Genomic DNA, 23,616 nt, shown 5'->3' with positions numbered 1-23,616 from the left:
TCAGCCCTCCCGTCCGTTGGGATCGGCGGCCGGGGCGAGCCCGGCGAGGTAAGTGGTGCGCGGCCGCGTGTTGAGATGCCCGAGGAGCGCGTATTCCCGCGTGTCCCGGCGGGCGGCCGAGACCTGGCTCCCCGGGTCGGCAACGTTGCCGAAGGTGATCGCCCGGGTCGGGCAGGCGCCCTGGCAGGCGGTCTCGACGCTCCCGTCGGGGATCGGCGCGTGGGCGTCCTTGGCCGAGGTGATCCGCGCCGCCGTGATCCGCTGGATGCAGTAGGTGCACTTCTCCATCACGCCGCGGGACCGGACCGTGACCTCGGGGTTGCGCTGCTGCTGCTCCACCGGGGTCGTGCCGCCGGTATAGTCGCGGTAGTTGAAGCGCCGGACCTTGTAGGGGCAGTAGCTCTGGCAGGTCCGGGTGCCGACGCAGCGGTTGTAGACCTGCAGGTTCAGGCCCTCGCTGTCGTGGAGCGTCGCCTCGACGGGGCAGCCGAGCTCGCAGGGCGCCTGCTCGCAATGCATGCAGGGCACCGGCTGGAAATGCGTGGTCGGCGCGTCGAGGCCGCCCGCGTAGTAGCGGTCGACCCGCAGCCAGCCCATCCAGCGGCCGAGCGCGACCTCCTCGCGCCCGACCACGGGGATGTTGTTCTCCGCCTGGCAGGCGGTGACGCAGGCGTTGCAGCCGATGCAGGCGTCGAGGTCGATGGCCATGCCCCACTGCGCGGCGACCCAGCGGTCCTGGCTCTCCGGGGGCGGGTAGAACGAGGCGGGGGTCGGCGTACCCTTCGGGTCGCCCGCGGGCGCGGCGCCGAGCGCCTGGACGCGCACGAGGTCCTGCCCCTCCATCGTGCCGAGATGCTGAGTAGTGACCGGCTTGCGCACGCGGCCGGTCTTCGTCAGCCGGGCGCCGGCGAGGCGCCAGGTCGAACCGGCCGGGCGCAGGGGCGCGGAATCGTAGCCGAGGCCGCGGGCGAGGTGGTCCGGCACGTCGCGGCCGTAGCCCAGGGTGAGGGTGACGGTGTCGTCGGCCTGGCCGGGCAGGATCCAGGCCGGCCCCTCGACCGCGCGGCCGCCGGCCTCGACCCGCAGGATGTCGCCCGTCGCGATCCCTGCGCGCTCGGCGAGGCGCGGGCTCACCGCGACCACGTTCTCCCAGACCACCTTGGTCAGCGGCTTCGGGAGTTCCTGCAGCCACGCGAGGTCGGCGTGGGTGCCGTCCCAGATCGTCGGATCGGGCCGGAACAGCACCTCGACCTCGCCGGCGGACGCGGGGGATGGGGCGGCCGCGGGGGCCGCCGCCTGCGTCAGCGCGACGGTCTCGGCCGGGCGCGCGCTGCCCGCCCAGAAGCCGAGGCGCAGGGCCTCGGTGAAGCGGGCCTCGAAGGCCGCGTCGTCCTCGCCGGCGCTGCGCGCGCCCGCCTTGAGGAGGTCGAGGGCGTCCTGGCCGCTCTCCCCACCCTCGCCGCCGGCCAGGAAGGCCAGAATCTCCGAGGGCGTCCGACCGTTGTAGAGGGGCGCGACGGTCGGCTGGATCAGCCCCACGGTCCCGTCGAGGGACCGGATGTCGCCCCAGGATTCCAGCGGGTGGGCGGCGGGCAGGTGCCAGTCGGCGTGCGCGCCGGTCTCGTCGTAGTAGAGCCCCGCGTGGATCTTGAGCGGGACGCGCGCCATCCGGGCGGCGAAATCGAGGGCGCCCGGCGCCTCGTAGACCGGGTTGGCGCCGAGCACGACGAGCGCCTTGACGGCACCCTGATCCATGGCCTCCGCGAGCTCTGCCAGGGTCCCGGCGCCGGTCTCCTCCGCGGGCGCGGTGTGGACCAGGGTCGCCCCGGTGTTGCCGAGGGCGCCGTTGAGGCGGTGGACCAGCGTGTGCAGTTCCGGGCTCGCGGTCAGGCCGGCGGTGACGATGCCGCTTCCCCGGGCCTCGGCGAGCGCCGTGCCGGCACCCTGCGTCCAGCGCGCGACGGGGTCGTCGCCCGCCGGCGCCGCGCCGCCGGCGGCCAGGGCGAGGAGGTCCCGGGCGAGATTCTCCAGCCGGCCGGCCGGGACCGCGAGTCCGTAATCCGCTTTGGCGCTGGTCAGCGTCGGCGTCGGCGCCGCCGCGTGGAGGGTGAGGAGGCGCCCCTCCGCGTAGGCCGCGCGCCGCGCCTCGCTCCAGCGCCGCGCCAGGCCGACCTGGCCGGGCCCGAGGTCCAGGAAATCGCCGTCCAGCGCCACGATGGTGCGGGCGCGGCCGAAATCCGGGATGGTCTCCAGCGGCCGGCCGTAGGCCTGGCGGGCGCCCTCGTAGATCCCGCCGCGGCCGGCCCCGGCGCCGGCGTACCAGCGCAGAGCCGGGTAGGCGGCCCGCAGCCGCGCGATCTGGGCCGCCACGCCGGGCGACGTCACCGGGCCGGTGAGCAGGGCGAGGCCCTCGCCCCGGCTCTCGCGCCAGCCCGGCATCCGCGCCTGGAGATCCGCCCGGAACGCCGGCCAGGAGCTCGGCCGGCCGAGATGCTGCACCGCCTGGGAGCGGAACGGGTCGTAGAGCCCGAGGACCGAGGCCTGGGCCAGCACGTCGGTGCCGCCGCGGCTCCAGGGATGCTCGGGGTTGCCCTCGATCTTCAGGGGGCGGCCGTTGCGGGTGGTGACCAGGATGCCGTTGCCGAAGCCGTCGAACACCGCCGAGGAGGCGTAGGACAGGTCCGTGCCGGGCACGATCCGCTCGGGCTGGTTGACGTAGGGCACCTCGTAGTCGCGGCCGCTGCCCCCGCCGCAGGCCGTGAGGCCGCCCAGCGCGAAGGAGGCGGCCATGAGCTTCAGGAAGCCGCGCCGCTCCGGGGCAGCGGCGAGCCGGGACGCCGACGGGAACTCGGCCGCCAGGTAGGCGCGGAACTCGGGGCTGTCGGCCACGGCGTCGAGGCTGCGCCAGAAGCGCGGTCCGTCGCCGCCGGCGAGTTTTTCGCGCAGGGCCGCGATGTCGGGGGCGCCGGTCATCGGTGGCAGATCCCGCATTCGGTCAGCCGCTCCCCGCCGCGGATATGGTACTGGGCCACGAGCTTCGGGCCCAGACTCGCCTGATCGGCCGGCGGCTTCCAGGTCATGTTCCAGACCTGATCCGGCGTGCGGACGTACTTCTCCGGGGCCCGGTGGCAATCGAGGCAGAACTGCATCTCGAAGGCGTTGGCCCGGTAGGTCATCTGCATCGACGTGACGTCGCCGTGGCAGGTCGAGCAGCCGATCCCCTTCGTCACGTGGACGGAGTGGTTGTAGTAGACGTATTGCGGCAGCTTGTTCAGCCGCTTCCATTCCAGCGGCTTGTCCTGCGCGTAGCTGTCGCGCACCGGCTTGAGCATCTCGGAGCCGGTCCAGATCTGCGAGTGGCAGGTCATGCAGGTGTGCGTCGGCGGGATGCCGGCGGTGGCCTCCCGGTCGACCGTGGTGTGGCAGTAGCGGCACTGGATGCCGAGCTCGCCGGAATGGTGCTTGTGGCTGAACGGCAGCGGCTGGGCCGGCGCGATCCCGACGCCCGTGACGTAGTTCGAGCGCACGATCCCGGCCGCCAGGACCGGGACGCCCACCAGGCAGGCCACGCCGGTCATCAGCGCGAGGCGGTAGAGCGCGTCGGCGCCCGGGGTGAACAGCTGCGCCATCAGGCGGTCCCGGGCCCTTCGGTCTGCTCAGCCCCTCGCCGCACGCGTCACCCCATCCTCTGGTCCCGCCCGAGATCGGCTGCGCCGGCACGCCCGCGCGACGCGGCCCGGGCGGACGCGGCGACCGGGCCTCGCGGCAGCCTCCAGGGTCGCGCCGCGCACGGAATCCAACCTAGAGCGCTTCCATTCCAGGGCTAGAACTTGGATCAGTTCTGCCGACATGTCGCACGGGGCCGGGCCGCGCCGCCCGCCCTTTCCGCCGCGGCCCCGAAGGCCTATGCCGCGGACGGTGGCGGACCCGCCCGATGCTGTCCGGAGACGCATGGAATCCGATCCTCTCCTCCTGACGTGGCGCGCCGCGCGGCCTCAGCACACCGTCGCGGCGGCCCTCGCGGTCGGGGTCGGCGCGCCGCTCTGCGCGCTCGCGCTCCTGTGCCTGCGCGACCTGATCGCGGTCCTGCCGCGCGACGAGGCGCCGGTTCTCCCGTTCCTGCGCGTGGCGGCGCAACTCCCGGGCCGCGAACTGGTGCTCGTCCCCGGCATCCCGATGCGCCCCGCCGAACTCGAACTCACGGCCTTCCTGTGCATCGCGGTCTGCGCGCTGGCGCTGGCGGGGGTCGGCTGGTTCGTGGCGCGCCTGTGCTTCAAGGCGCAGAACAGGGCCGGGGACGCCGTCCGCGAGGGCGTGTTGCAGGCGATCCTGGACGCGCCCGCGGGCGCCCGGGACGAGGCGCGCGGCCTCACCCGGATCGTCGGCGAGGTGCTGGCCCGGGCCGACCGCCTGCTGGCCGCCGGCATCGTCCTGCCGGCGATGACCATCGCGGCCCTGATCCTGGCCCTCGGCTTCGCGGCGCTCGCCGCGCCCCGGCTGGTCCCCGCGGCGGTGATCGGCCTCGCGGCGATCGGCCTCGCCTACGGGCTGGTGCTCGAGCGCGCGCGCGACCGGCACGAGCTGCGGCTGCGCTCGAGCGCGCGCGCCGAGGAGAGCCTGAACGACCTCGTCCGGCGGCTGCCCGCCGTGCGCAACCACGGCGCGGCGGCCATCGAGCGCCGCCGGATCGCCGCCCGCGTCGCCGCGATGCGCGCCAATGTCGGGCGGGCCGAGGCGCGGCTGGCCTATGCCCGGGCGCCGGCCCTGGCCCTGGCGGTGATCCTTCCGGCGATCGCCGCCGGCACCGCGCTGTGGCGCTCGGGACCGGGCCAGCCGCCCGCGGCCCCGGTGGATCCGGCCGCCCTCGTGGCGGCCGTGGGCGCCTTCGGCCTCGCCGGCTGGCTCGCGGCGATCTGCGCGCGGCTCTGGATGGTCCGCAGGTCCGTGCGCCCGCGCCTGCGCGACCTCGCCCGCACCATCGCGGCCCTCGAGGGGCGGCGGGCCCGGGCCGCCCGCAGCGGCGCCGCCGTCCTGCCGCTGCCCCGGTCCGGGATCCTGGCCACCGAGGGCGTCGGCGCCTTCGATCCGGCCACGGGCGAGCGCCTGACCGGCGTCGACGTGGCCGTGTCGATGCCGGGGCACGTGGCGATCACGGGCAGCCGCGGCAGCGGCGCCCGCGCGCTGGCGGCGGTGCTGGCCGGCCAGGTCGAGCCGACGGCCGGCGCCGTCACCTACGCGGGCACGGACCTGCGCGACTTCGACCCCGCCGAGCGCGCCCGGCGGATCGCCTTCACGTCCGGCGAGGCGATCCTGATGGAGGGCTCCCTCCGGCAGAACCTGCTCTACGGCACCGATCCGGCGACCGCGCCCGACGACATCGCGCTGATCGGTATCAGCCGGCTCACCGGACTCGACGGCTTCGTGTACGCCCGCGGGCTGACCGGGCGGCTCGACCCGGCCGCCCAGCCGCGGCTCGCCGCCGCGATCGTCGCCGCGCGCCGCACCATGCGGGTGGCGCTGGCCGCCAAGGGCGCCGAGCGCCTAGTCGAGCCCTTCGACCCCGACCGCTACAACAATCAGGCGAGCATCGGCGAGAACATCCTGTTCGGCGAGCCGGTGGGCGGCACCTTCGCGCCCCTGCGCTTCGCCCGCCACCCCTACCTGCGGGCGGTCCTGGAGGCCGAGGGGCTGGTCCGGCCGCTCACCGAGATCGGCCTGTCGGCGGCCCGCAGCACGGTGGAGATCTTCGCCGACCTGCCCAACGACCACCCCCTGTTCGACGCCTACTCGCTGTTCCAGGCGGCCGAGCGGGGCTATTTCGAGGATCTCGTGGCGCGCCTGCCAGGCGCGGCGAGCCTGCGGCGGGGACCGGCGGGCCAGCGCGACCGCGCGCGGCTGATCGGCCTCGCGCTGCGCTACAACGAGTCCCGCCACCGCTTCGGCCTGATCGACGGCCCGTTCGAGGAGCGCCTCGTGCAGGCGCGCCGGTCCTTCGCCCGGATGCTGCCGGCCCACCTCGCCGGCGCGGTGGTCTTCCACGATCCCTCGCGGGTCAATCCGGCCGCGAGCCTGGAGGAGAACCTGCTGTTCGGCCGGATCAGCCTCGGCGAGGCCAATGCCGAGCCGCGGGTGCGCGAACTGGTGCGCCGGGTGCTGGCCGACGAGGGCCTCGAGGCCTCGGTCTACGGCCTCGGCCTCGACAGCAAGGTCGAGATCCAGCCCAGCACCGGGGCGCTGGCGGACGGCGCGATCAACGCCCGCGAGCGGGTGGCGATCGAGCTGAGCCGGTGCCTCGCCCGCGACCCCGACATCCTCGTGGTGGCGGTCGCGATGGACGAGCGGAAGGCCGAGGGCGCGCGCGAGCGTCTCGCCCAGCTGCGGCAGGCGCGGGCCGGGCGCGGCCTCATCGTCTTCCTGTCCGAGACGGGCCTCGCCGAGTGCGCCGCGCCGTTCGACGCGGTGATCGCCGTGGAGAACAGCGCGGTCGTCGCGCCCGTGCAGGCGGATGCCGAGCGGGAGCCGGAACCCGCGGCCTGAGGGGAACCGGCGGCGGTGCCCGTCCGCGGGGGAGGCGGCGCCTCCGCGGGGGTGGCGGGCGGGCAGGACGCAGCCTCACGGCCGCCGCAATACTCCGTCAGGTCGCGAGGCCGCGCCCGTCTGGCAGCCATCCCGGCCGATCCAGCGCGGACGGTTCATGCCCCTGTCGACCTCGCTTCCCCTCGCCGCCGGCCTCGTTCTGCTGGCCCTCGCAGGCCCGGCCGCCGCGCAGGCGGGCAAGGCCGAGGCGCCGATTCCGGCCGCGACCCTCGCGCTGATGGCGCAGAAGGGCGTGACGGCCGCCTCGCCGGTCCTGTTCCGGGCCTACAAGAAGGAATCGGAGATCGAGGTCTGGAAGAAGGGCGCCGCGGGCTACGTCTACATCAAGACCTTCCCGATCTGCCGCTGGTCCGGCCAGCTCGGGCCCAAGCGCAAGACCGGCGACCGTCAGACCCCGGAGGGGTTCTACGCCGTGCCCCGGCGCCAGATGAACCCGAACTCGCACTACTATCTGTCCTTCGACGTCGGCTATCCCAACGCCTACGACCGGGCCCATGGCGGCACCGGCTCCGCCGTGATGGTGCACGGGATCTGCTCGTCCATGGGCTGCTTCGCCATGACCAACGGCACGGTCGGCGAGATCTACGCCATCGCCCGGGACGCGCTGAACGGCGGGCAGGCGGCCTTCCAGTTCCAGTCCTACCCGTTCCGGATGACGGCCGAGAACATGGCCCGCCACCGGACCGATCCCAACATCGCCTTCTGGCGGGAGCTCAAGGCCGGCTCCGACCGGTTCGAGGCCAGCCGGGAGGAGCTGCAGGTCTCGGTCGTCGCGGGCCGGTACGCCTTCGCGCCCGCCCGGGATCCCGCCGTGGAGGCGGCCGTCACGACACGCCGGGCGGTCGAGGAGGCGCGGATGGCCGCGCTCGCCGAGGCGGGCGAGCCCGCCGTGCGCACCACCTATTCCGACGGCGGGCAGAACGCCTTCTGGGCGGCCTACACGGCCCGGGGCGGCGCGGTGGGGGATATCAGCCGGCCGGAGGCCCTGGCCTTCGCCGGGCAGGAGGTGGTGGTCGTGCCGGGCCATCGCGTCCATCGCCCGGTGCCCGAGACGGTCTGGGCCGGCTGGGCCGCGCCCGGATCGGGCCTGTCGCCGCGGCAGATGGCGGGCTTCGTGCCGGTCTACGAGCGGGCGCCCGACCCGTTCGGGGCCCTGGTCGCGCCGCTCCCGACGCGGTACAGCGACGCACTCCCGTCCTGGCTGGCCGCGGGACTCGCCGGATCGGCGACCGGCCGCCCGATTCTGGCCGGATCGCCGGCCGGTCTCCTGGCCGCCGCGGAGCCTCTCTGAGCATGCGAAGGCCCTTCGCGGCGGCCCGTGCGTGTGCGCGGACGCACATCACGACCGCGTGCGGCACACCAATTCATGATACGGCAGGGGATGAGCGGTACACCTGCTCCGTCGGCCTGCCGTATTCAAAGCTACCTTCCCGGAACGGCGACGGGGTTTCGATCATAAGTGATCGGGACCGACTGTCCGCGGATTCGTGATCGCCATGTCGAACAGTTCCGAGCCGACCATCCTGGCGGCCGACCAGGACCTCGCACTGCGCTTCTGGGGCGTCCGCGGCTCGACGCCCGTCAGCGGCCCGCAATACGCCGAGTTCGGCGGCAGCACGCCCTGCATCGAGGTGCGGTGCGGCCAGCGCATGTTCATCGTCGACGCGGGCTCGGGCATCTACAACCTCGGGCAGGGTCACCGGACCGATCTGCCCCAGGAAGTCGACCTGCTGTTCAGCCACCTGCATCTCGACCACACCGCGGGTCTGCCCTTCTTCAAGCCGGCGGTCCTCGATCCCGACCGGGTGATCAACACTTATTGCGGCAACCTCGGCGGCGAATCGGCCGGGCCGACCCTCGACCGCCTGTTCGCGCCGCCGCTCTTCCCGGTTACGCTCGACAAGCTGTGCTGCACCTTCCACCACCACGGCTTCGAGGCGGGTCAGACCCTGGCCTTCCCGGACGGCACGCGCGTCGCCACGATCCTGCTGAACCATCCTCAGGGATCGGTCGGCTATCGGTTCGAGCACGGCGGCCGACGCCTGTGCCTGATCAGCGACATCGAGCACAGCGACCCGTGGCCGGATCCGGAGCTCGCCGCCTTCGTCGCCGACGCCGACCTGATGGTCTACGACGGCATGTTCACCGACGGGGAATATCCGACCTGCCGGGGCTGGGGGCACTCGACCTGGCAGAAGGGCGTGGAGCTCGCCCGGAACGCCGGCGTGAAGGCGCTCGGGATCATCCACCTGCACCCGGCCCATTCCGACACGGCGCTGCGCGACATGGAGGCCGACCTCCAGGCCGAGATGCCGACGGCGTTCATCGCGCGCGAGCGCCAGAGCCTGATCGTCGGCGCCCCGCGGGCGGTCAGCGGCCGGCCGAGCGCGCGCCCGGCCGTGGCGCGGGAGATGCGCCGCCGAATCAAGGTCGCCTGAGGCCGGGCGTCAGACGGAGCGCCGCCGGCGCGTCCGGCTGTACCGGGCCCAGGTGAACAGCACGAACAGCGCGACGCCGATGATCAGGATGCTCCAGCCGTAGTTGCTGACGAGCTGCGCGTCGATCGGGTGGCCGACGTACCCGAGCGCCACCAGCAGACCGAGCACCGCGATCGCCGCGGAAACGAGCATCCCTACAATCATCGAAGTCCCCGGCGCGTCCCATCCGCGCGATTCGGCAGGGCCGTATGGTGGGGAAGAATGCACGGCGGCGGCACCCGTTCCAGCCCCGTGATCAGCCTCCCGCGAGCCGGCGCGCGGTCCCTCGGCCGCGATCATCCGCCCCGCGCTGTTCACCGGAATGGCGCGGCGGCGCATTCGGCGGCTCCCATCGCGCCGAAGTTAGGCTAAGTAGGCCGCCTGACGGCGCCCCGAGGCGCGCGAGGAGCTCGAGACCACGGCGATGAGCGGCCAAGACAACACGACGGCGTCCGCGACGGCGCACACCAGCGAGCAGACGCATTCCGCCGCCGCCCCGGGCCCCCTGCGCCCGCAGGACCAGCTCGTGACCATCTACGGCGGCTCCGGCTTCCTGGGCCGGCACGTGGTGCGGGCGCTGGCCAAGCGCGGCTACCGGATCCGCGTCGCGGTGCGCCGGCCGGACCTCGCGCTGTTCCTGCAGCCGCTCGGGAAGGTCAACCAGATCGTCGCCGTCCAGGCGAACCTGCGCTACCCGGACTCGGTGGCCCGGGCCGCCGAGCGGTCGGACGTGCTGATCAACCTCGTCGGCATCCTGCAGGAGACCGGCTCCCAGAGCTTCGCGCGGCTGCAGGTCGACGGGGCCGAGGCGATCGCCCGCGCCGCGGCGCGCCAGGGCGCCCGGATGATCCAGGTCTCGGCGATCGGCGCCGATCCGGCCTCGCCGTCGCTCTACGCGCGCACCAAGGCGGAGGGCGAGGCGCGGGTCTTCGCCGCCTGCCCGGACGCGGTGGTGTTCCGGCCCTCGCTGATCTTCGGGCCGGGTGACAGCTTCTTCAACCGCTTCGCCGGCCTCGCCCGGGCGCTCCCGGTCCTGCCGCTGGCCGGCGGCCAGTCCCGCTTCCAGCCGGCCTTCGTGGGCGACGTCGCCGAGGCGATCGCCCGCGCGGTCGACGGCACTCTGGCGCCCGGCAAGGTCTACGAGCTCGGCGGCCCGGAGGTGGGCACGCTGGAGCATTTCGTGCGCTACATGCTGAAGACGATCCGGCGGAAGCGGGTCGTCGTGGACCTGCCCGTGCCGGCGGCCAAGCTCCAGGCCCGCATGCTGGAGATCGCCGACACGCTGACCTTCGGCCTGCTGCCGGATTCGCTGAAGCTGACCCGCGATCAGGTCACGCTGCTCCAGAACGACAACGTCGTCTCGGAGGCCGCCAAGGCCGAGGGCCGGACCTTCGAGGGGATCGGGATCACGCCGACCGCCGCGGAGGCGGTGGTGCCGGGCTATCTCTGGACCTTCCGCAAGGCGGGCCAGTTCGCCACCGATCGCGACGAGGAGGTCCTGTCCGAGGTGCCCGACACGCTGGCGTCGCAGCCCCTGGCGGCCGGCTCGCAGCACCGGCCGAAGACCGCCTCCGGCCCGGCGATCGGCGCCGATGCCGGCAGCTCGCCGGGGGCCGGGCAGGGCAGCATGGGCGTGCGCTGGGGAACCCGGAACCCGGGCTAGGTGACGCTCCCCGCCCGGATCGCGCCGTGAGCGCGCCCTCTTCCCACGGGTCCGGCGGCCCGGTCCCGCGGCGCATCCTCGTCACCGGGGCGGCCGGTTTCGTGGGCGGCCACGTCCTGCCGCTCCTGGCGGGGGCGACGGCGGGGTCGACGGCGCGGGCGGGCGACTGCGTGGCCGGGATCGGGCGGGGGCGGTCGCCGCGCCTGCCGGAAGGCGTCACCTACGCGGCGATCGACCTCCTCGACGAGGCCGCGCTCGGCGGCTTCGTGGCGCGGTTCCGGCCGACCGCGATCCTGCACCTGGCGGGCCTCGCCTCGGTGGCGGATTCCGCGAGCGGCCCGGGCCAGACGTGGCGGGTCAACGTCAACGGCCTGATGAACCTCGTGGCCGCGGTGGAGGCGGTGCCGGGCTGCACCTTCTTCTTCGTCAGTTCCGGCGAGGTCTACGGCAGCGCGTTCCTCGCCGGCCACGCCCTCAGCGAGGCGGTCGAGCCGCTGCCGCGCAACACCTACGCCCGGTCGAAATGGGTCGGCGAGCAGCTACTCCGCGACCTGCTGCCCCGCATCGGCGTGAAACTCGTCGTGCTGCGGCCGTTCAACCATATCGGTCCCGGCCAGGACGAGCGCTTCGTCGTGGCCTCCTTCGCGGGACAGATCGCCCGGATCGAGGCCGGCCTCGTGCCGCCCTGCCTGGAGGTCGGCAACCTCTCGTCCTACCGCGACTTCCTCGACGTCGCCGACGTGGCGAACGCCTACGCCGACCTGATCGGCCGGGCGGACTCGCTGGCGGACGGGAGCGTGTTCAACATCAGCTCGGGCCAGCCGCGGACGATCGCCAGCGTCCTCGAGGACCTGCGCGCCCGGGCCCGGGCCCCGTTCGAGATCCGCATCGCCCCGGAGCGGGTGCGGCCGACCGAGATCCCCCTGGCCGCGGGCGATGCCGGCCGCCTCCACGCCGCCACCGGCTGGCAGCCGCGGGTCACGTGGGACGCGGCCCTGACCCGGGTTCTGGACGACGCGCGGGCGCGGCTCGCGGACGCGCGCGAGCCGCGCTGAGACGCCGGGCCCCGCGCGAAGCGGCGCTCAGCGCTCCGCGACGCCGATCAGCGCGGTGGAGGGGATCGGCAGGACGGGTCGTCCGGCCGCCATGCGCCGCGCCTCCGCGATCACCGCGGCCCGGTCGTCCGCGCTCAGGTCGACCCAGTCCGGCGACAGGCCGAACACCGTGTCGGGGTCGTCGAGCAGGGCGACGTCGAGCACGTAGTCGAAGGTCACGCGGTCGATCCGCGGGGCCGCGTACCCGGCCGCGACCAGTTCCCGGGTGAAGCCGGCCGGATCGCCGAGCGCCCGCACCCCGTCGGGCATCGCCCGGCTCTCTCGGTCGGGGAACAGCCGGCGGCGGATCTCGCCGAGCAGCAGGAACGTGGCCGCGCCCTGATCCTGCCACGTCGCCACGACGCCCCGCCCCCCGGGTCGCGTCACGCGCGCCATCTCGGCGAGGCCCTTCCGCCAGTCGGGGAACATGATCACCCCGAAGATCGAGAACACCGCGTCGAAGCCGCCGTCGGGCAGGGCGAGGGCCTGGCCGTCCATGACCCGCGCGGCGACGTTGGGCAGGCCCGCCCCGGCGATGCGCGCGACCATGCCGGGCGCGAAGTCGACCGCGAGGACCTGCGCCCCCGTCCGCGCCGCGGCCAGCGCCAGGGCACCGGTGCCGGCCGCGACGTCGAGGACGCGGCTCCGCCCGGTCAGCGGCACGCGCGCGAGCGCCTCCTCCGCGAAGCGCGCGGTGAAAGGGTGGGCGGTCGTCGCGTAGTGCTCGGCGACCTTGTCCCACCGATCGGGGTTCTCGAACTCGCGCACCGCTCGGGCTCCGCTCCATCACGCAACTTGATAAGTATCGTGATCGGGCACGGTTGCCAATCCCGGGCCCGGTGTGATGGATCGGCGGGTGCGCACCGACAGCCGCCTCTCCCGGACGCTCCATGTGCTGCTTCACATGGCCCGCCACGACGGACCGATGACGTCCGAGGCGATCGGGCGGATGCTCGGGACGAACCCGGTGGTCGTCCGGCGGACGATGGCCGGGCTCCGGAACGCGGGCTACGTGAAATCCGAGAAGGGGCACGGCGGCGGATGGTCCATCGCGGCGGACCTGAACGCGGTCTCGCTGCTCGACGTCCACCGCGCGGTCGGCGGCCCCCGCATCTTCGCGATCGGCAGCGATCGCGCGAACCCGGCCTGCGCGGTCGAGAAGGTCGTCAACGCGGCGGTCGAGGACACGCTGCGCGAGGCCGAGGCGCTCCTGGTCGCGCGGCTCGGTTCCGTCAGCCTCGCCGAGCTCGCGCGAAGCTTCGACGCCCGGTGCCGGCCCGACAGGCCGTCGGACGCCTCGACCTGCGCCTGACGGCGGGCGGTTGCCGCGGCGACGCTCAGGCGCCATCCTCGGCATCGACGCGGACCAGCACGAGATGAGCGGCCATGGGCCTACTGGACGGATTGCTCGGACACGGCTCGGCCGTCGACGCGGCCTCCCTGGAGCGCCGGCTCGACGGCATCCTGATCGAGGGCGAGACGGCGCGGCTCGCCTTCAAGATCATCCGGGACGTGTTCGTGTTCACCGAGCGCCGCGTCATCCTGATCGACGTCCAGGGCGTGACCGGCAGCAAGGTCGAGTTCCTGTCGGTGCCGTACCGCGCGATCGTGCGTTTCTCGGTCGAGACCGCCGGCACGTTCGACCTCGACGCCGAGTTGAAGATCTGGGTCTCGGGGGCGGCGGAGCCGATCCAGCGCACCCTGAAGAAGGGCGCGGATGTCCGGGGCATCCAGCGGGCCCTCGCCGAGGGCGTGCTGCGTTAGGCCGGGGCGCGCGCCGGCGGGCGGCGGCCGCCTAGCGGACCACGCCCTTGGCCCGCAGGGCGTCGCGCGCGGCCTCGGGGTAGTCCAGGTGCTCGGCCAGGATCTCGGCGCTCGAATCCCCGAGGCCCGGCGGCATGCGCCGCACCGGCAGCCGGCGGCCGTCGAGCCGGTAGGGCGGGGCGATGACGTGGGCGTTCGCGGAGGCCGCCTCCGGTGCCGCGACCACCAGCCCGGCCTCCCGGGCGCGGTCGCAGGTGAGCGCCTCGCGCAGGCCCATCACCTCGCCGCAGGGGATGCCCGCCGCCCGGAGCCGGGCGATCAGCGGCGCGCGCTCCCACTTGGCGAGCTCGGCCTCCAGCACCGGGATGAAGGCGGCGCGGTTGCGCGACCGGTCGAGGTTGGTGGCGAAGCGCGGGTCCGCGACCCAGTCCGGCCGCTCCAGCACCTGCTCGCAGAAGCGGCGATACTGCCCGTTGTTGCCGACCGTGATCACCACCGGCCCGTCGCCGGCCTCGAACACCCCGTAGGGCACGATCGACGGGTGGGCGTTGCCGTAGCGGGGCGGATCGATCCCCCGGGCGAGCGCCTCCAGGCCGTAATAGGAGGTCAGCGCCACGCCGCAGTCGAACAGGGCGAGGTCGACGGTCCGGCCGCGCCCGGTCCGCTCCCGCTGGTACAGGGCGGCCAGCACCGCCTGGGCGGCGAACTGGCCGGTGAACAGGTCGACCGCCGCGACCCCGAACTTGAGGGGCGGTCCCCCGGCCTCGCCGTTGAGCGCCATCACGCCGGATTCGCCCTGGACCACGAGGTCGTAGCCGGGCCGGCCGGCCTCGGAGCCGTCGGAGCTGTAGCCGGCGATCGAGCAGTAGATCAGGCCGGAATTCTCCGCCGACAGGTCCGCGTAGCCGAGGCCGAGCTTCTCGGCCCCGCCGGTCTTGAAGTTCTGGACCAGCACATCGCTCTCGCGGGCGAGCGCCTTGACGATCGCCAGCCCCTCCGGCGTGGCGAGGTCGACGCCGATCGAGCGCTTGTTGCGGTTCACGCTGTCGAAATACGAGGTGTTGCCGGGGCTCGTCGGCACGCCCCAGTCGCGGGTGTCGTCGCCGCGCTCCGGGTGCTCGACCTTGATCACGTCGGCGCCGAGATCGCCCAGCACCTGCGCGCACCAGGGCCCGGCCAGGACCCGGGACAGGTCGAGGACGCGGATTCCGGCGAGCGGCAGGTCGGCAACGGCATCCATCGCGATGGTCCTCAGGCTCCCATGACGCCGTCGAGGCTGCGCACGGCGTCGATCAGTCTCGGGCGCGCCACCTCCAGGAGGAAGCGCGCGTCGGTGATGACGGTGGGGGCACCGCAATTGACCGACATGGGCGGCAGGCCGCCGCCGGGATGGAACCCCACCGCGATGGCGCAGACCGTCTCCTGCCACTCGCCGAACGAGGTGCAGCAGCCGAGTTCACGGTGCTCCTCCACCGCCCGGTCGAGGCCGGCGCGCAGCACCGGCCAGGCCACGGGATCCAGCGCCTTCAGGTCCTCGTAGATGCCCGCGCGCTCCCGGTCCGGGCAGACCGCCACGTAGGCGCGGCCCATGGCGCTGCGGGCCAGCGAGATGCGCGAGCCGGTGTCGAGGTTGAGCGAGATCGCCGCCGGGCCGCGCTGGCAGTCGACGTAGCGCATGCTGAGCCGGTCCCGCACCCCGAGGCCGACCGAGGCGTTGGCCGCCTCCGCGACCGCGCGCAGCACCGGCCGGGCGATGGCGCGGACGTCGAGGCCGCCCAGGGCGGCCGAGCTCAGCGCGATGGTGGCGGTGCCGAGCCGGTAGCGGCCGAGCTCGGGCATGTGCTGCAGGTAGCCGAGCTTGGTCAGCGTGTAGGTCAGCCGCGACACGGTGGAGCGCGGCAGGCCGCAGGCCTCAGCGATGTCGTGGTTGGCGAGGCTCGTGCGCCCCGGGCCGAAGCAGGCGAGCACCGACAGCCCCCGGGCCAGGGCCGTGACGAAGTGCCGGTCCTCCTTCGCGCCGGCGCCGGCCGCGTCGGGCTCGGCCACGTCGGGCTCGGCGGTGTCGAGCCCGATATCGGATCCGGCGCGCGGGCCGGCCTCCACCTCCATCCGGCCGCTCATCGGCGCAGGAACGCCGCGAAGGCCGCCTGCGCCGCCGGACCGCGGCGGAGGGCGTGGAAGACCTCCGCCTCGGCGTCGAGGGCGCGGGCGACGCTGTCGTCGTGGCCGCGCCGCAGCGCCTGCTTGGTGGCGGCGATCGAGACACGGGGCAGGGCGGCGAGCGCGCGCGCCTTGGCGAGTGCGGTCTCCAGGGCCGTCCCGGCCGGGACGGCGGCGTTGATCAGGCCGGCCGCGGCGGCGTCCGCGGCCGTGAAGGGCTCGCCGAGCATCAGCAACTCGGCGGCGCGCTTCGATCCCGCCACCAGGGGCAAAAGGTAGCTCGACCCGCCCTCCGGACTGAGGCCCAGGGCCGTGAAGGGCAGGCGGAACCGTGCCCCGTCCCCCGCGTAGGCGAGGTCGCAGTGGAGCAGCAGCGTCGTGCCGATGCCGACCGCGTGGCCCTCCACGGCGGCCACGACCGGGAGCGGGCAGGCGCGCAGGGCCTTGAGGAAGGTGAGGCCGGGACTGTCGCCCCCGGTCTCGACGTCCTGGAAATCCTTGAGATCGTTGCCGGCGGTGAAGCATCCGCCCGCGCCGGTGAGGACCAGGGCGCGCACCTCCGCGTCCCGTCCCGCGGCCTCCAGGGCGTCGGTCAGGCCCGCGTAGGTCGCCCGGTCGAGGGCGTTGCGCCGGTCCGGCCGGTCGATCGTGACGAGCCGGATCCCGGGCTCCGGATCGGCGAGGCGGACGCTCACGGAACGGCCCCGCCGTCGCGGTCTGCGACGTAGTCCGCGGCGTAGTCCGCGGAGCTGCCGGCCGTCCGCGCCCGCGCCGCCGCGTATTCCCGGGCGAGCCGGGCGACGAGGTCGGCGGTCGCCGGCGCGTCCGCGATGGTGCCGACACCCTGGCCGGCACCCCAGACGTCGCGCCACGCCTTCACGCTGGCGCTGCCGAAGTCCATCGCGGTCTTGTCGCGCACCGGCAGGGCCTCGGGATCGAGCCCGGCGGCGCGGATGCTCGGCGTCAGGTAGTTGCCCGGAACGCCGGTGAAGTAGGGGGTGTAGAGGATGTCGGCGGCGGCGCTGCCAGCGATCATGTCCTTGTAGGCCGCCGCCGCGTTCGCCTCCCGGGTGGCGATGAAGCGGGTGCCCATGTAGGCGAGGTCGGCGCCCATGGCCTGGGCCGCCAGGATCGCGGAGCCCGAGGTGATCGCCCCCGACAGGATCAGCGGCCCGTCGTAGAACCGCCGGATCTCGCCCACCAGGGCGAAGGGGCTCAGTGTCCCCGCGTGCCCGCCCGCCCCGGCGCAGACCAGGATCAGCCCGTCGACGCCGGCCTCCAGCGCCTTCTCGGCGTGGCGGACATTGGTGACGTCGTGGAACACCACCCCGCCATAGGCGTGGACCGGGCGGATCACCGCGTCCGGCGCCCGCAGCGAGGTGATGATGATCGGCACCCGGTGCCGGACGCAGGCCTCGACATCCTGCGCCAGCCGGTCGTTGGAGGCGTGGACGATCTGGTTCACCGCGAACGGCGCGATCCGCCGCGACGGGTCGGCGGCGCGGGCCTGCGCGAGCGTCTGCGTGATCCGCGCGAGCCACGCGTCGAGGAGTTCGGCCGGCCGGGCATTCAGCGCGGGGAAGGAGCCGACAACCCCGGACAGGCACTGGGCGATGACCAGCTCCGGGCCGGAGACGATGAACATCGGGGCGCAGATCACCGGCAGGGCGAGCCGCCCGCGCAGGATCTCGGGCAGGCGCCCGCCCGGGTCGCGCTCGGGACCGTCGCTCACCGCCCGCTCCCCGCTGCCGGAAGCCGCGCCGGACAGGCGCCCCCGGGCCGCTCGCCCTGATCCTTGCCGCGCACCGCGATCCTCCCCCGTGCCTCCGGCGGCCCGGCCTTCGCGCGCCGGGCGGCGTCCGCAACCGAGTCTCATTCAGGGCCGTTGTGATGGCATGGCCCCGGGCCGCGGGTCAAACGGCCGAGGCGATACTTTTCTGCATTGCAGAACAATTGACCGCACCCCGATGACAGACCTTGCCCGTCCTTGACGCTGGCGGGCACTCGGACCAACATCCCTCCGAAATGCGGACACTTATTCTGCACTGCAGAACAACAGGGAGTATCGGGTGGTTCGTCAGGAGGTCGACGGCGGCGTGGCCGTGCTCACGCTCGCCAACCCGCCGGTCAACGCGCTGGGCGCCGCGCTGCGGGCGGCCCTCGACGAGGCCCTGACGAACGCCATCGCGGACGCGTCGGTCCGGGCCGTCGTCCTGGCCGCGGAGGGCAAGGTGTTCGTCGGCGGCGCCGATATCGGCGAGTTCGGCAAGCCGCAGCACCCGCCGAGCCTGCCGGACATCCTGGACCGGCTCGATGCCAGCCCGAAGCCGGTGGTGGCGGCGATCGGCGGCGCGGCCCTCGGCGGCGGCCTGGAGCTGGCGATGGCCTGCCACGGCCGCGTCGCGTCCCCGTCGGCGCGGATCGGCCTGCCGGAGATCAAGCTCGGGATCATCCCGGGGGCGGGGGGCACGCAGCGCCTGCCGCGGCTGATCGGGCCCGACGCCGCCTTCGCGATGATGCTCACCGGCGAGCCGGTCTCCGCCGAGACGGCGGCGACGCTGGGCATCGTGGACGCCGTGGTGCTCGGCGACCTCGTCGCGGAAGCGCGCACCCGCGCCCTGGAACTCGCCGATTCCGGCGCCCTGCCGCGGGCGCGCGACCGGTCCGAGACGCTGACGCCGGAAGCACGGGAAAAATTCGAGGCGCAGGCCGCGGAGGCGGTGAAGCGCGATCCCGACGCCACCAACGTCCACGCCCTGGCGCGGGCGGTCCGCGCGGGCCTGGAGCGAGATTTCGATGCCGCCGTGGCGGTGGAGCGGGCCGAGTTCCGCACCCTGGTGGAGGATCCGCGCTCGAAGGCCCTGCGCTACGCCTTCTTCGCCGAGCGCGAGGCCGGCCGGGTGCCCGGCCTGCCGAAGGACACGCCCCGCCGCCCCGTCCGCACGGCCGCGGTGATCGGCGCCGGCACGATGGGCGGCGGCATCGCCATGTGCTTCGCCAATGCCGGGATCCCCGTGACGGTGATCGAGACGGAAGAGGGCGCCCTGGCGCGCGGCCTCGACCGGGTGAGGGGGCTCTACGCCGGATCGGCCAAGCGCGGCTCGATCACCGAGGCCCAGCGCGACGAGCGGGTCGGCCGGATCACTGGGGCGCTCGGCCTGGAGAACGCCGGGGAGGCCGACATCGTCGTCGAGGCGGCCTTCGAGGACATGGGCGTCAAGCGCGAGATCTTCACCAAACTCGATCAGGTCGCCAAGCCCGGCGCGATCCTGGCCACCAACACCTCCTACCTCGACGTGAACGCCATCGCGGCGGTGACCAACCGGCCGCAGGACGTGCTCGGCCTGCACTTCTTCAGCCCGGCCAACGTCATGCGCCTCGTCGAGGTGGTCCGTGCGGAGAAAACCGCACCGGACGTGTTGGCCACCGCGCTGGACCTGGGCAAGCGCCTCAACAAGCTGCCGGTGACGGTGGGAGTCTGCTTCGGCTTCGTGGGCAACCGGATGCTGGAGCGCCGCAGCCGGGCCGGCGAGCGGTTGCTGCTCGAGGGCGCGCTGCCCCACGAGGTCGACGCGGCGGTCACTGGCTTCGGCTTCCGGATGGGGCCTTTCGCCATGGCCGACCTCGCCGGGCTCGATATCGGCTGGCGCTCGCGCAAGGATTTCGGCGGTCGGGCGCCGGTGGCGGACTCGCTCGCCGAGCAGGGCCGGTTCGGCCAGAAGACCGGACGCGGCTTCTACCTTTACCCGGACGGCGCCCGCGCCGGCACGCGCGACCCGGAGGTGGAGGCGCTGATCGCGCGCGTCGCCGCCGAGCACGGCGTCGCGCGCCGCAGCTTCACGGCCGACGAGATCGTCGCGCGGCTCATGTACCCGATGGTCAACGAGGGCGCGCGGATCCTGGAGGAGGGCATCGCGGCCCGGCCCGGCGACATCGATACGATCTGGATCAACGGCTACAATTGGCCCGCCTGGCGCGGCGGCCCGATGCACTGGGCCGACACGGTCGGATTGAAGACCGTCGTCGAAGCCTTGTCGCGCTTCGCGGCCGAGACCGGCGACGACAGCCAGGAGCCGGCGCCGCTCCTGAAGAAGCTCGCCGCCGAGGGCGGCAGCTTCGCCGGCCTGAAGAACGCCTGAGCGGGAGAGCGATCATGACCGAAGCGGTGATCGTCTCGACCGCCCGCACGCCCATCGGCAAGGCGCATCGCGGCGCGCTGAACCTCACCCGCGGCGCCGACCTCGCGGCCCACGCGATCCGCGGCGCCCTGGATCGGGCGTCCCTGGAGCCCGCGGCCGTCGAGGAGGTGGTGCTCGGCTGCGGCTATCCCGAGAACGCCACGGGCGGCAACGTCGCCCGCCACGCGGCCCTGGTGGCGGGGATCCCGGTCGAGTCGGCCGGCGTCACGGTCTCGCGCTTCTGCGCCTCGGGCCTGGAGGCGATCGCCAGCGCGGCGCGCCGGATCATCCTCGACGGCGTGCCGGTGGCGGTGGCGGGCGGCGTCGAGTCGATCAGCCTCGTCCAACCGAAGGTCCAGCGGGAGCTGACCCGCAACGCGTGGCTGGAGGCGCATCTGCCGGCGATCTACATGCCGATGATCGAGACCGCCGACATCGTGGCGGAGCGCTATCGGATCTCCCGGGAGGCGCAGGACCACTTCGCCCTGGAGAGCCAGCGACGGACCGCTGCGGCGCAGGAATGCGGGCTGTTCGACGACGAGATTGTCCCGATGAGCGCCGTCATGGCGGTGACCGACAAGGCCACCGGCGAGACCCGGGAGGTCGAGGCCCGGCTCGCCAAGGACGAGGGCAACCGCCCGGACACGACCCTGGAGGGGCTGTCCAAGCTCAAGCCCGTGCGCGGGGAGGGGGCCTTCATCACGGCGGGCAATGCCAGCCAGCTCTCGGACGGCGCCTCGGCCAGCGTGCTGATGTCGGCCGACGAGGCGGCGCGGCGCGGCCTCGAACCGCTCGGCATCTTCCGAGGCTTCGCCTCGGCGGGCTGCGGGCCGGACGAGATGGGCATCGGCCCGGTCTTCGCGGTGCCGCGGCTCCTCGAGCGCCAGGGCCTGCGCGTCTCCGACATCGACCTGTGGGAGCTGAACGAGGCCTTCGCGTCCCAGTCGGTCTACTGCCGGGACACGCTCGGGATCGACCCCGAGAAGGTCAACGTCAACGGCGGCGCCATCGCGGTCGGCCACCCGTTCGGCATGTCGGGGGCGCGGCTCGTGGGCCACGCCCTGCTGGAGGGCCGCCGCCGCGGCGCGCGCTACGCCGTCGTGACCATGTGCGTCGCCGGCGGCCAGGGCTGCGCCGGCCTGTTCGAGATCGCCCGGAGCTGAGCCGATGGACCTGCGCTTCACCGACGACGAGATCGCGTTCCGCGACGAGGTCCGGACCTTCTGCAGGACGGAAATCCCGACGGAGATCCGGAAGAAGGTTTCGGAGGGGCGCAGTCTCTCGAAGGAGGACTACGTCACGAGCCAGCGGATCCTCAACGCCAAGGGCTGGGCGGTGCCGCACTGGCCGCAGGAATGGGGGGGCCGGGACTGGACCCCGATCCAGCGCTACATCTACACCGAGGAGCTGTTCCAGGCGGCGGTGCCGCTGCCCCAGCAATTCAACTGCTACATGTTCGGCCCGGTGCTGGCGACCTTCGGGCGGCAGGACCAGAAGGCGCGCTTCCTGCCGCGCGCCGCCAACCTCGACGACTGGTGGTGCCAGGGCTTCTCCGAGCCGGGCGCCGGCTCGGACCTCGCCTCGCTGAAGACCAGGGCGGTGCGCGACGGCGACCACTACGTCGTGGACGGCCAGAAGACCTGGACGACGCTCGGCCAGCACGCCGACTGGATCTTCTGCCTGGTGCGCACCGATTTCGAGGCCAAGAAGCAGCGCGGCATCTCCTTCCTGCTCATCGACATGACGACGCCCGGGATCACCGTGCGGCCGATCCTGACGCTGGAGGGGCGGCACGAGGTCAACGAGGTCTTCTTCGACGCCGTGCGCGTGCCCGTGGAGAACCTCGTCGGCGAGGAGAACCGGGGCTGGGACTACGCGAAGTTCCTGCTCGCCAACGAGCGCACCGGCATCGCCCGGATCGGGCTGACCAAGGAGCGGATCGCCCGCATCAAGCGGCTGGCCCGCGAGATGCCGGCCGGGTCCGGCACGATGTGGGACGATCCCGCCTTCCGCGCCCGCGTCGCGGAGGTCGAGGTCGAGCTGAAGGCCCTGGAGATCACCCAGATGCGGGTGGCGGCCAAGCAGGGAAGGGCGGATTCGGTGGAGCCGGACCCGGCCTCGTCGCTGCTCAAGATCCGCGGCTCGCAGCTCCAGCAGGCGGCGACCGAGCTGCTGGTGGAGCTCGCCGGGCCCTTCGCCCTGGCGGCGCCCGCGCGCGGGGCCGGGGCCAACAACCTGCCCGGCGGCTTCGACTGGGTCGACGCGGCGGCGCCGAGCTACTTCAACAACCGCAAGGTCTCGATCTACGGCGGCTCGAACGAGATCCAGCACAACGTCATCGCCAAGGGCATCCTGGGGTTGTGAGCGGTCGCCTCGCCCCGTCCTCCCCCTCATCCTGAGGTGCCGGGCGCCTCCGACGATTTCCGCGAGGGAACACCATGGATTTCGACCTGAACGAGGACCAGTCGCTCCTGCGCGACAGCGTCGAGCGGCTGGCCGCCGACCTCTACCCGTCGCTGGAGAGCCGGCAGGCGCGCCTCAAGGCGCCCCTCGGCTTCCCCGAGGACGGCTGGGCGGCCTTCGCGGAACTCGGGGTCGCCGGCCTGCCCTTCTCCGAGGACGAGGGCGGCCTCGGCGGCGGCCCGGTCGAGACCATGCTGGTCATGGAGGCGGTGGGCCGCAACCTCGTGGTCGAGCCCCTGCTCGCGAGCCTCGTGCTGGGCTCGACGGCCCTGCGGCTCGGCGGCAGCGCCGCGCAGCGGGAGCGCCTCGTCCCGGGACTCGTCGCCGGCGACCTCCGCCTGACCCTCGCCCACACCGAGCGCCAGTCCCGCTACGACCTCGCCGACGTGGCGACGACCGCCCGGCGCTCCGGCGAGGGCTACGTGCTGAGCGGGGCGAAGAGCGTCGTGCCCAACGCCGACGCGGCCGGCCTGATGGTGGTCTCGGCCCGCGTCTCGGGCGAGCGGCGCGACCCGAGCGGGATCGGCCTGTTCCTCGTCCCGACCGACGCCCCCGGCGTCGCCATCGAGGCCTACCCGACCCAGGACGGCGGCCGGGCCGCCGAGGTGTCCTTCTCCGACGTGACGCTCCCGGCCGACGCGGCGCTCGGCGACCCGGAGGGCGGCCTGCCGCTCCTGGAGCGGGTGGTGGAGCACGGGATCGCGGCGCTCGCCGCCGAGGCGGTGGGCTCCATGGACGCGCTCCACAAGCTCACGGTGGAGTACCTCAAGACCCGCAAGCAGTTCGGCGTCAGCGTCGGCTCGTTCCAGGCGCTGCAGCACCGCGCCGTCGACATGCTGATCCAGCTTGAGCAGGCCCGCTCCATGGCGCTCTACGCCGCCATGATGATGGACACACCCGAGCCGCGCGCGCGGGCGGCGGCCCTGTCGGCCGTGAAGGTGCAGATCAACAAGGCCTGCCGCTACGTCGGCCAGGAGGCGGTGCAGCTCCACGGCGGCATCGGCATGACGCTCGAGTATATCGGCGCCCACCACTTCAAGCGGCTCGCCATGATCGAGTACCAGCTCGGCGACACCGCCCACCACCTGCGCCGGATCACGCAGGACGAGAACGGCCTGCTGGCGGCGTAGTTCGCCTCAGGCGCTGGCACCGTCCCTGCGGGCGGAGCGGAGCGATCCGGTGGCGCCGCGCGCGAACGTGTCGCGCTGCCCCGGGCCGCC

At 73.7% G+C, this 23,616-nt stretch carries 19 protein-coding genes; 11 read left to right on the top strand and 8 right to left on the bottom strand.

Annotated elements, in window-relative coordinates; genetic code table 11:
- Together ACX9MN_RS00605 and ACX9MN_RS00600 are read right to left on the bottom strand one after the other, a co-directional pair.
- Entirely contained in the window at positions 1-2,973 is a 2,973-nt protein-coding gene (locus ACX9MN_RS00605) for a TAT-variant-translocated molybdopterin oxidoreductase (RefSeq protein WP_489723507.1), read from the bottom strand.
- Positions 2,970-3,629, bottom strand: coding sequence for a cytochrome c3 family protein (locus tag ACX9MN_RS00600; RefSeq protein ID WP_020092384.1), 660 nt, complete (start codon positions 3,627-3,629; stop codon positions 2,970-2,972). Before ACX9MN_RS00600 ends, ACX9MN_RS00605 begins: the two co-directional genes overlap by 4 nt.
- A 322-nt stretch (positions 3,630-3,951) precedes the next feature.
- Between ACX9MN_RS00600 and ACX9MN_RS00595 the strand changes: the two genes are divergently transcribed.
- From ACX9MN_RS00595 to ACX9MN_RS00585, 3 genes are all read left to right on the top strand, one after another.
- Positions 3,952-6,537, top strand: coding sequence for an ABC transporter ATP-binding protein (locus tag ACX9MN_RS00595; RefSeq protein ID WP_489723506.1), 2,586 nt, complete (start codon positions 3,952-3,954; stop codon positions 6,535-6,537).
- A 157-nt stretch (positions 6,538-6,694) separates the two neighbouring features.
- A complete protein-coding gene (locus ACX9MN_RS00590; RefSeq protein ID WP_020092386.1) occupies positions 6,695-7,888 on the top strand; it encodes a L,D-transpeptidase family protein in 1,194 nt (397 codons plus the stop codon).
- A gap of 205 nt (positions 7,889-8,093) precedes the next feature.
- A complete protein-coding gene (locus tag ACX9MN_RS00585) occupies positions 8,094-9,035 on the top strand; it encodes an MBL fold metallo-hydrolase (protein ID WP_020092387.1) in 942 nt (313 codons plus the stop codon).
- Between the two features lie 9 nt (positions 9,036-9,044).
- Here ACX9MN_RS00585 and ACX9MN_RS00580 read toward each other — a convergent pair whose 3' ends face one another.
- On the bottom strand, positions 9,045-9,227 hold the full coding sequence (locus ACX9MN_RS00580; protein ID WP_020092388.1) for a hypothetical protein: 183 nt from the start codon (positions 9,225-9,227) through the stop codon (positions 9,045-9,047).
- A gap of 271 nt (positions 9,228-9,498) precedes the next feature.
- On the opposite strand from ACX9MN_RS00580, the gene ACX9MN_RS00575 reads away from it, so the two are divergent.
- Complete coding sequence (locus tag ACX9MN_RS00575) at positions 9,499-10,737, top strand: complex I NDUFA9 subunit family protein (RefSeq protein WP_020092389.1); 1,239 nt, start codon at positions 9,499-9,501, stop codon at positions 10,735-10,737.
- A gap of 26 nt (positions 10,738-10,763) precedes the next feature.
- The gene (locus ACX9MN_RS00570) at positions 10,764-11,792 is read left to right on the top strand and encodes an NAD-dependent epimerase/dehydratase family protein (RefSeq protein WP_489723505.1); all 1,029 of its coding nucleotides are present in this window, start codon (positions 10,764-10,766) and stop codon (positions 11,790-11,792) included.
- A 27-nt stretch (positions 11,793-11,819) separates the two neighbouring features.
- Here the strand turns inward: ACX9MN_RS00570 and ACX9MN_RS00565 are convergent, their stop codons facing one another.
- Positions 11,820-12,599: a class I SAM-dependent methyltransferase gene (locus tag ACX9MN_RS00565; RefSeq protein ID WP_489723504.1), complete on the bottom strand. Its 780-nt coding sequence runs from the start codon at positions 12,597-12,599 to the stop codon at positions 11,820-11,822.
- Between the two features lie 88 nt (positions 12,600-12,687).
- On the opposite strand from ACX9MN_RS00565, the gene ACX9MN_RS00560 reads away from it, so the two are divergent.
- Positions 12,688-13,143, top strand: coding sequence for an Rrf2 family transcriptional regulator (locus ACX9MN_RS00560; protein ID WP_020092392.1), 456 nt, complete (start codon positions 12,688-12,690; stop codon positions 13,141-13,143).
- A gap of 74 nt (positions 13,144-13,217) precedes the next feature.
- Positions 13,218-13,595 (top strand): PH domain-containing protein, encoded by a 378-nt coding sequence (locus tag ACX9MN_RS00555; protein WP_020092393.1) that lies wholly within the window; start codon positions 13,218-13,220, stop codon positions 13,593-13,595.
- A gap of 31 nt (positions 13,596-13,626) precedes the next feature.
- Here the strand turns inward: ACX9MN_RS00555 and ACX9MN_RS00550 are convergent, their stop codons facing one another.
- The 4 genes from ACX9MN_RS00550 to ACX9MN_RS00535 are packed head-to-tail and all read right to left on the bottom strand — an operon-like array spanning position 13,627 to position 17,487.
- A complete protein-coding gene (locus ACX9MN_RS00550) occupies positions 13,627-14,835 on the bottom strand; it encodes a CaiB/BaiF CoA transferase family protein (protein WP_056523439.1) in 1,209 nt (402 codons plus the stop codon).
- Positions 14,836-14,846: 11 nt separating this feature from the next.
- Positions 14,847-15,716, bottom strand: coding sequence for an IclR family transcriptional regulator (locus ACX9MN_RS00545; protein WP_489723503.1), 870 nt, complete (start codon positions 15,714-15,716; stop codon positions 14,847-14,849).
- Positions 15,713-16,450, bottom strand: a complete 738-nt coding sequence (locus ACX9MN_RS00540) for an enoyl-CoA hydratase-related protein (protein WP_056523441.1) — start codon at positions 16,448-16,450, stop codon at positions 15,713-15,715. The genes ACX9MN_RS00545 and ACX9MN_RS00540 overlap by 4 nt, the downstream gene beginning before the upstream one ends.
- Positions 16,447-17,487, bottom strand: a complete 1,041-nt coding sequence (locus ACX9MN_RS00535; protein ID WP_489723502.1) for an NAD(P)H-dependent flavin oxidoreductase — start codon at positions 17,485-17,487, stop codon at positions 16,447-16,449. The genes ACX9MN_RS00540 and ACX9MN_RS00535 overlap by 4 nt, the downstream gene beginning before the upstream one ends.
- Before the next feature lie 337 nt (positions 17,488-17,824).
- Between ACX9MN_RS00535 and ACX9MN_RS00530 the strand changes: the two genes are divergently transcribed.
- The 4 genes from ACX9MN_RS00530 to ACX9MN_RS00515 all read left to right on the top strand — a co-directional run bounded on the left by ACX9MN_RS00530 (position 17,825) and on the right by ACX9MN_RS00515 (position 23,526).
- Positions 17,825-19,894, top strand: coding sequence for a 3-hydroxyacyl-CoA dehydrogenase NAD-binding domain-containing protein (locus ACX9MN_RS00530; protein ID WP_331297954.1), 2,070 nt, complete (start codon positions 17,825-17,827; stop codon positions 19,892-19,894).
- A gap of 14 nt (positions 19,895-19,908) precedes the next feature.
- Entirely contained in the window at positions 19,909-21,096 is a 1,188-nt protein-coding gene (locus ACX9MN_RS00525; RefSeq protein ID WP_132368674.1) for an acetyl-CoA C-acyltransferase, read from the top strand.
- Positions 21,097-21,100: 4 nt separating this feature from the next.
- Positions 21,101-22,297: an acyl-CoA dehydrogenase family protein gene (locus ACX9MN_RS00520; RefSeq protein ID WP_091979848.1), complete on the top strand. Its 1,197-nt coding sequence runs from the start codon at positions 21,101-21,103 to the stop codon at positions 22,295-22,297.
- A gap of 74 nt (positions 22,298-22,371) precedes the next feature.
- On the top strand, positions 22,372-23,526 hold the full coding sequence (locus ACX9MN_RS00515) for an acyl-CoA dehydrogenase family protein (protein WP_132368673.1): 1,155 nt from the start codon (positions 22,372-22,374) through the stop codon (positions 23,524-23,526).
- Positions 23,527-23,616: the final 90 nt, after the last annotated feature.

Source organism: Methylobacterium sp. 1A (assembly GCF_058072805.1).
Note: the sequence above shows the minus strand (reverse complement) of the source record. Positions and strands in the feature narration are given on the sequence as shown.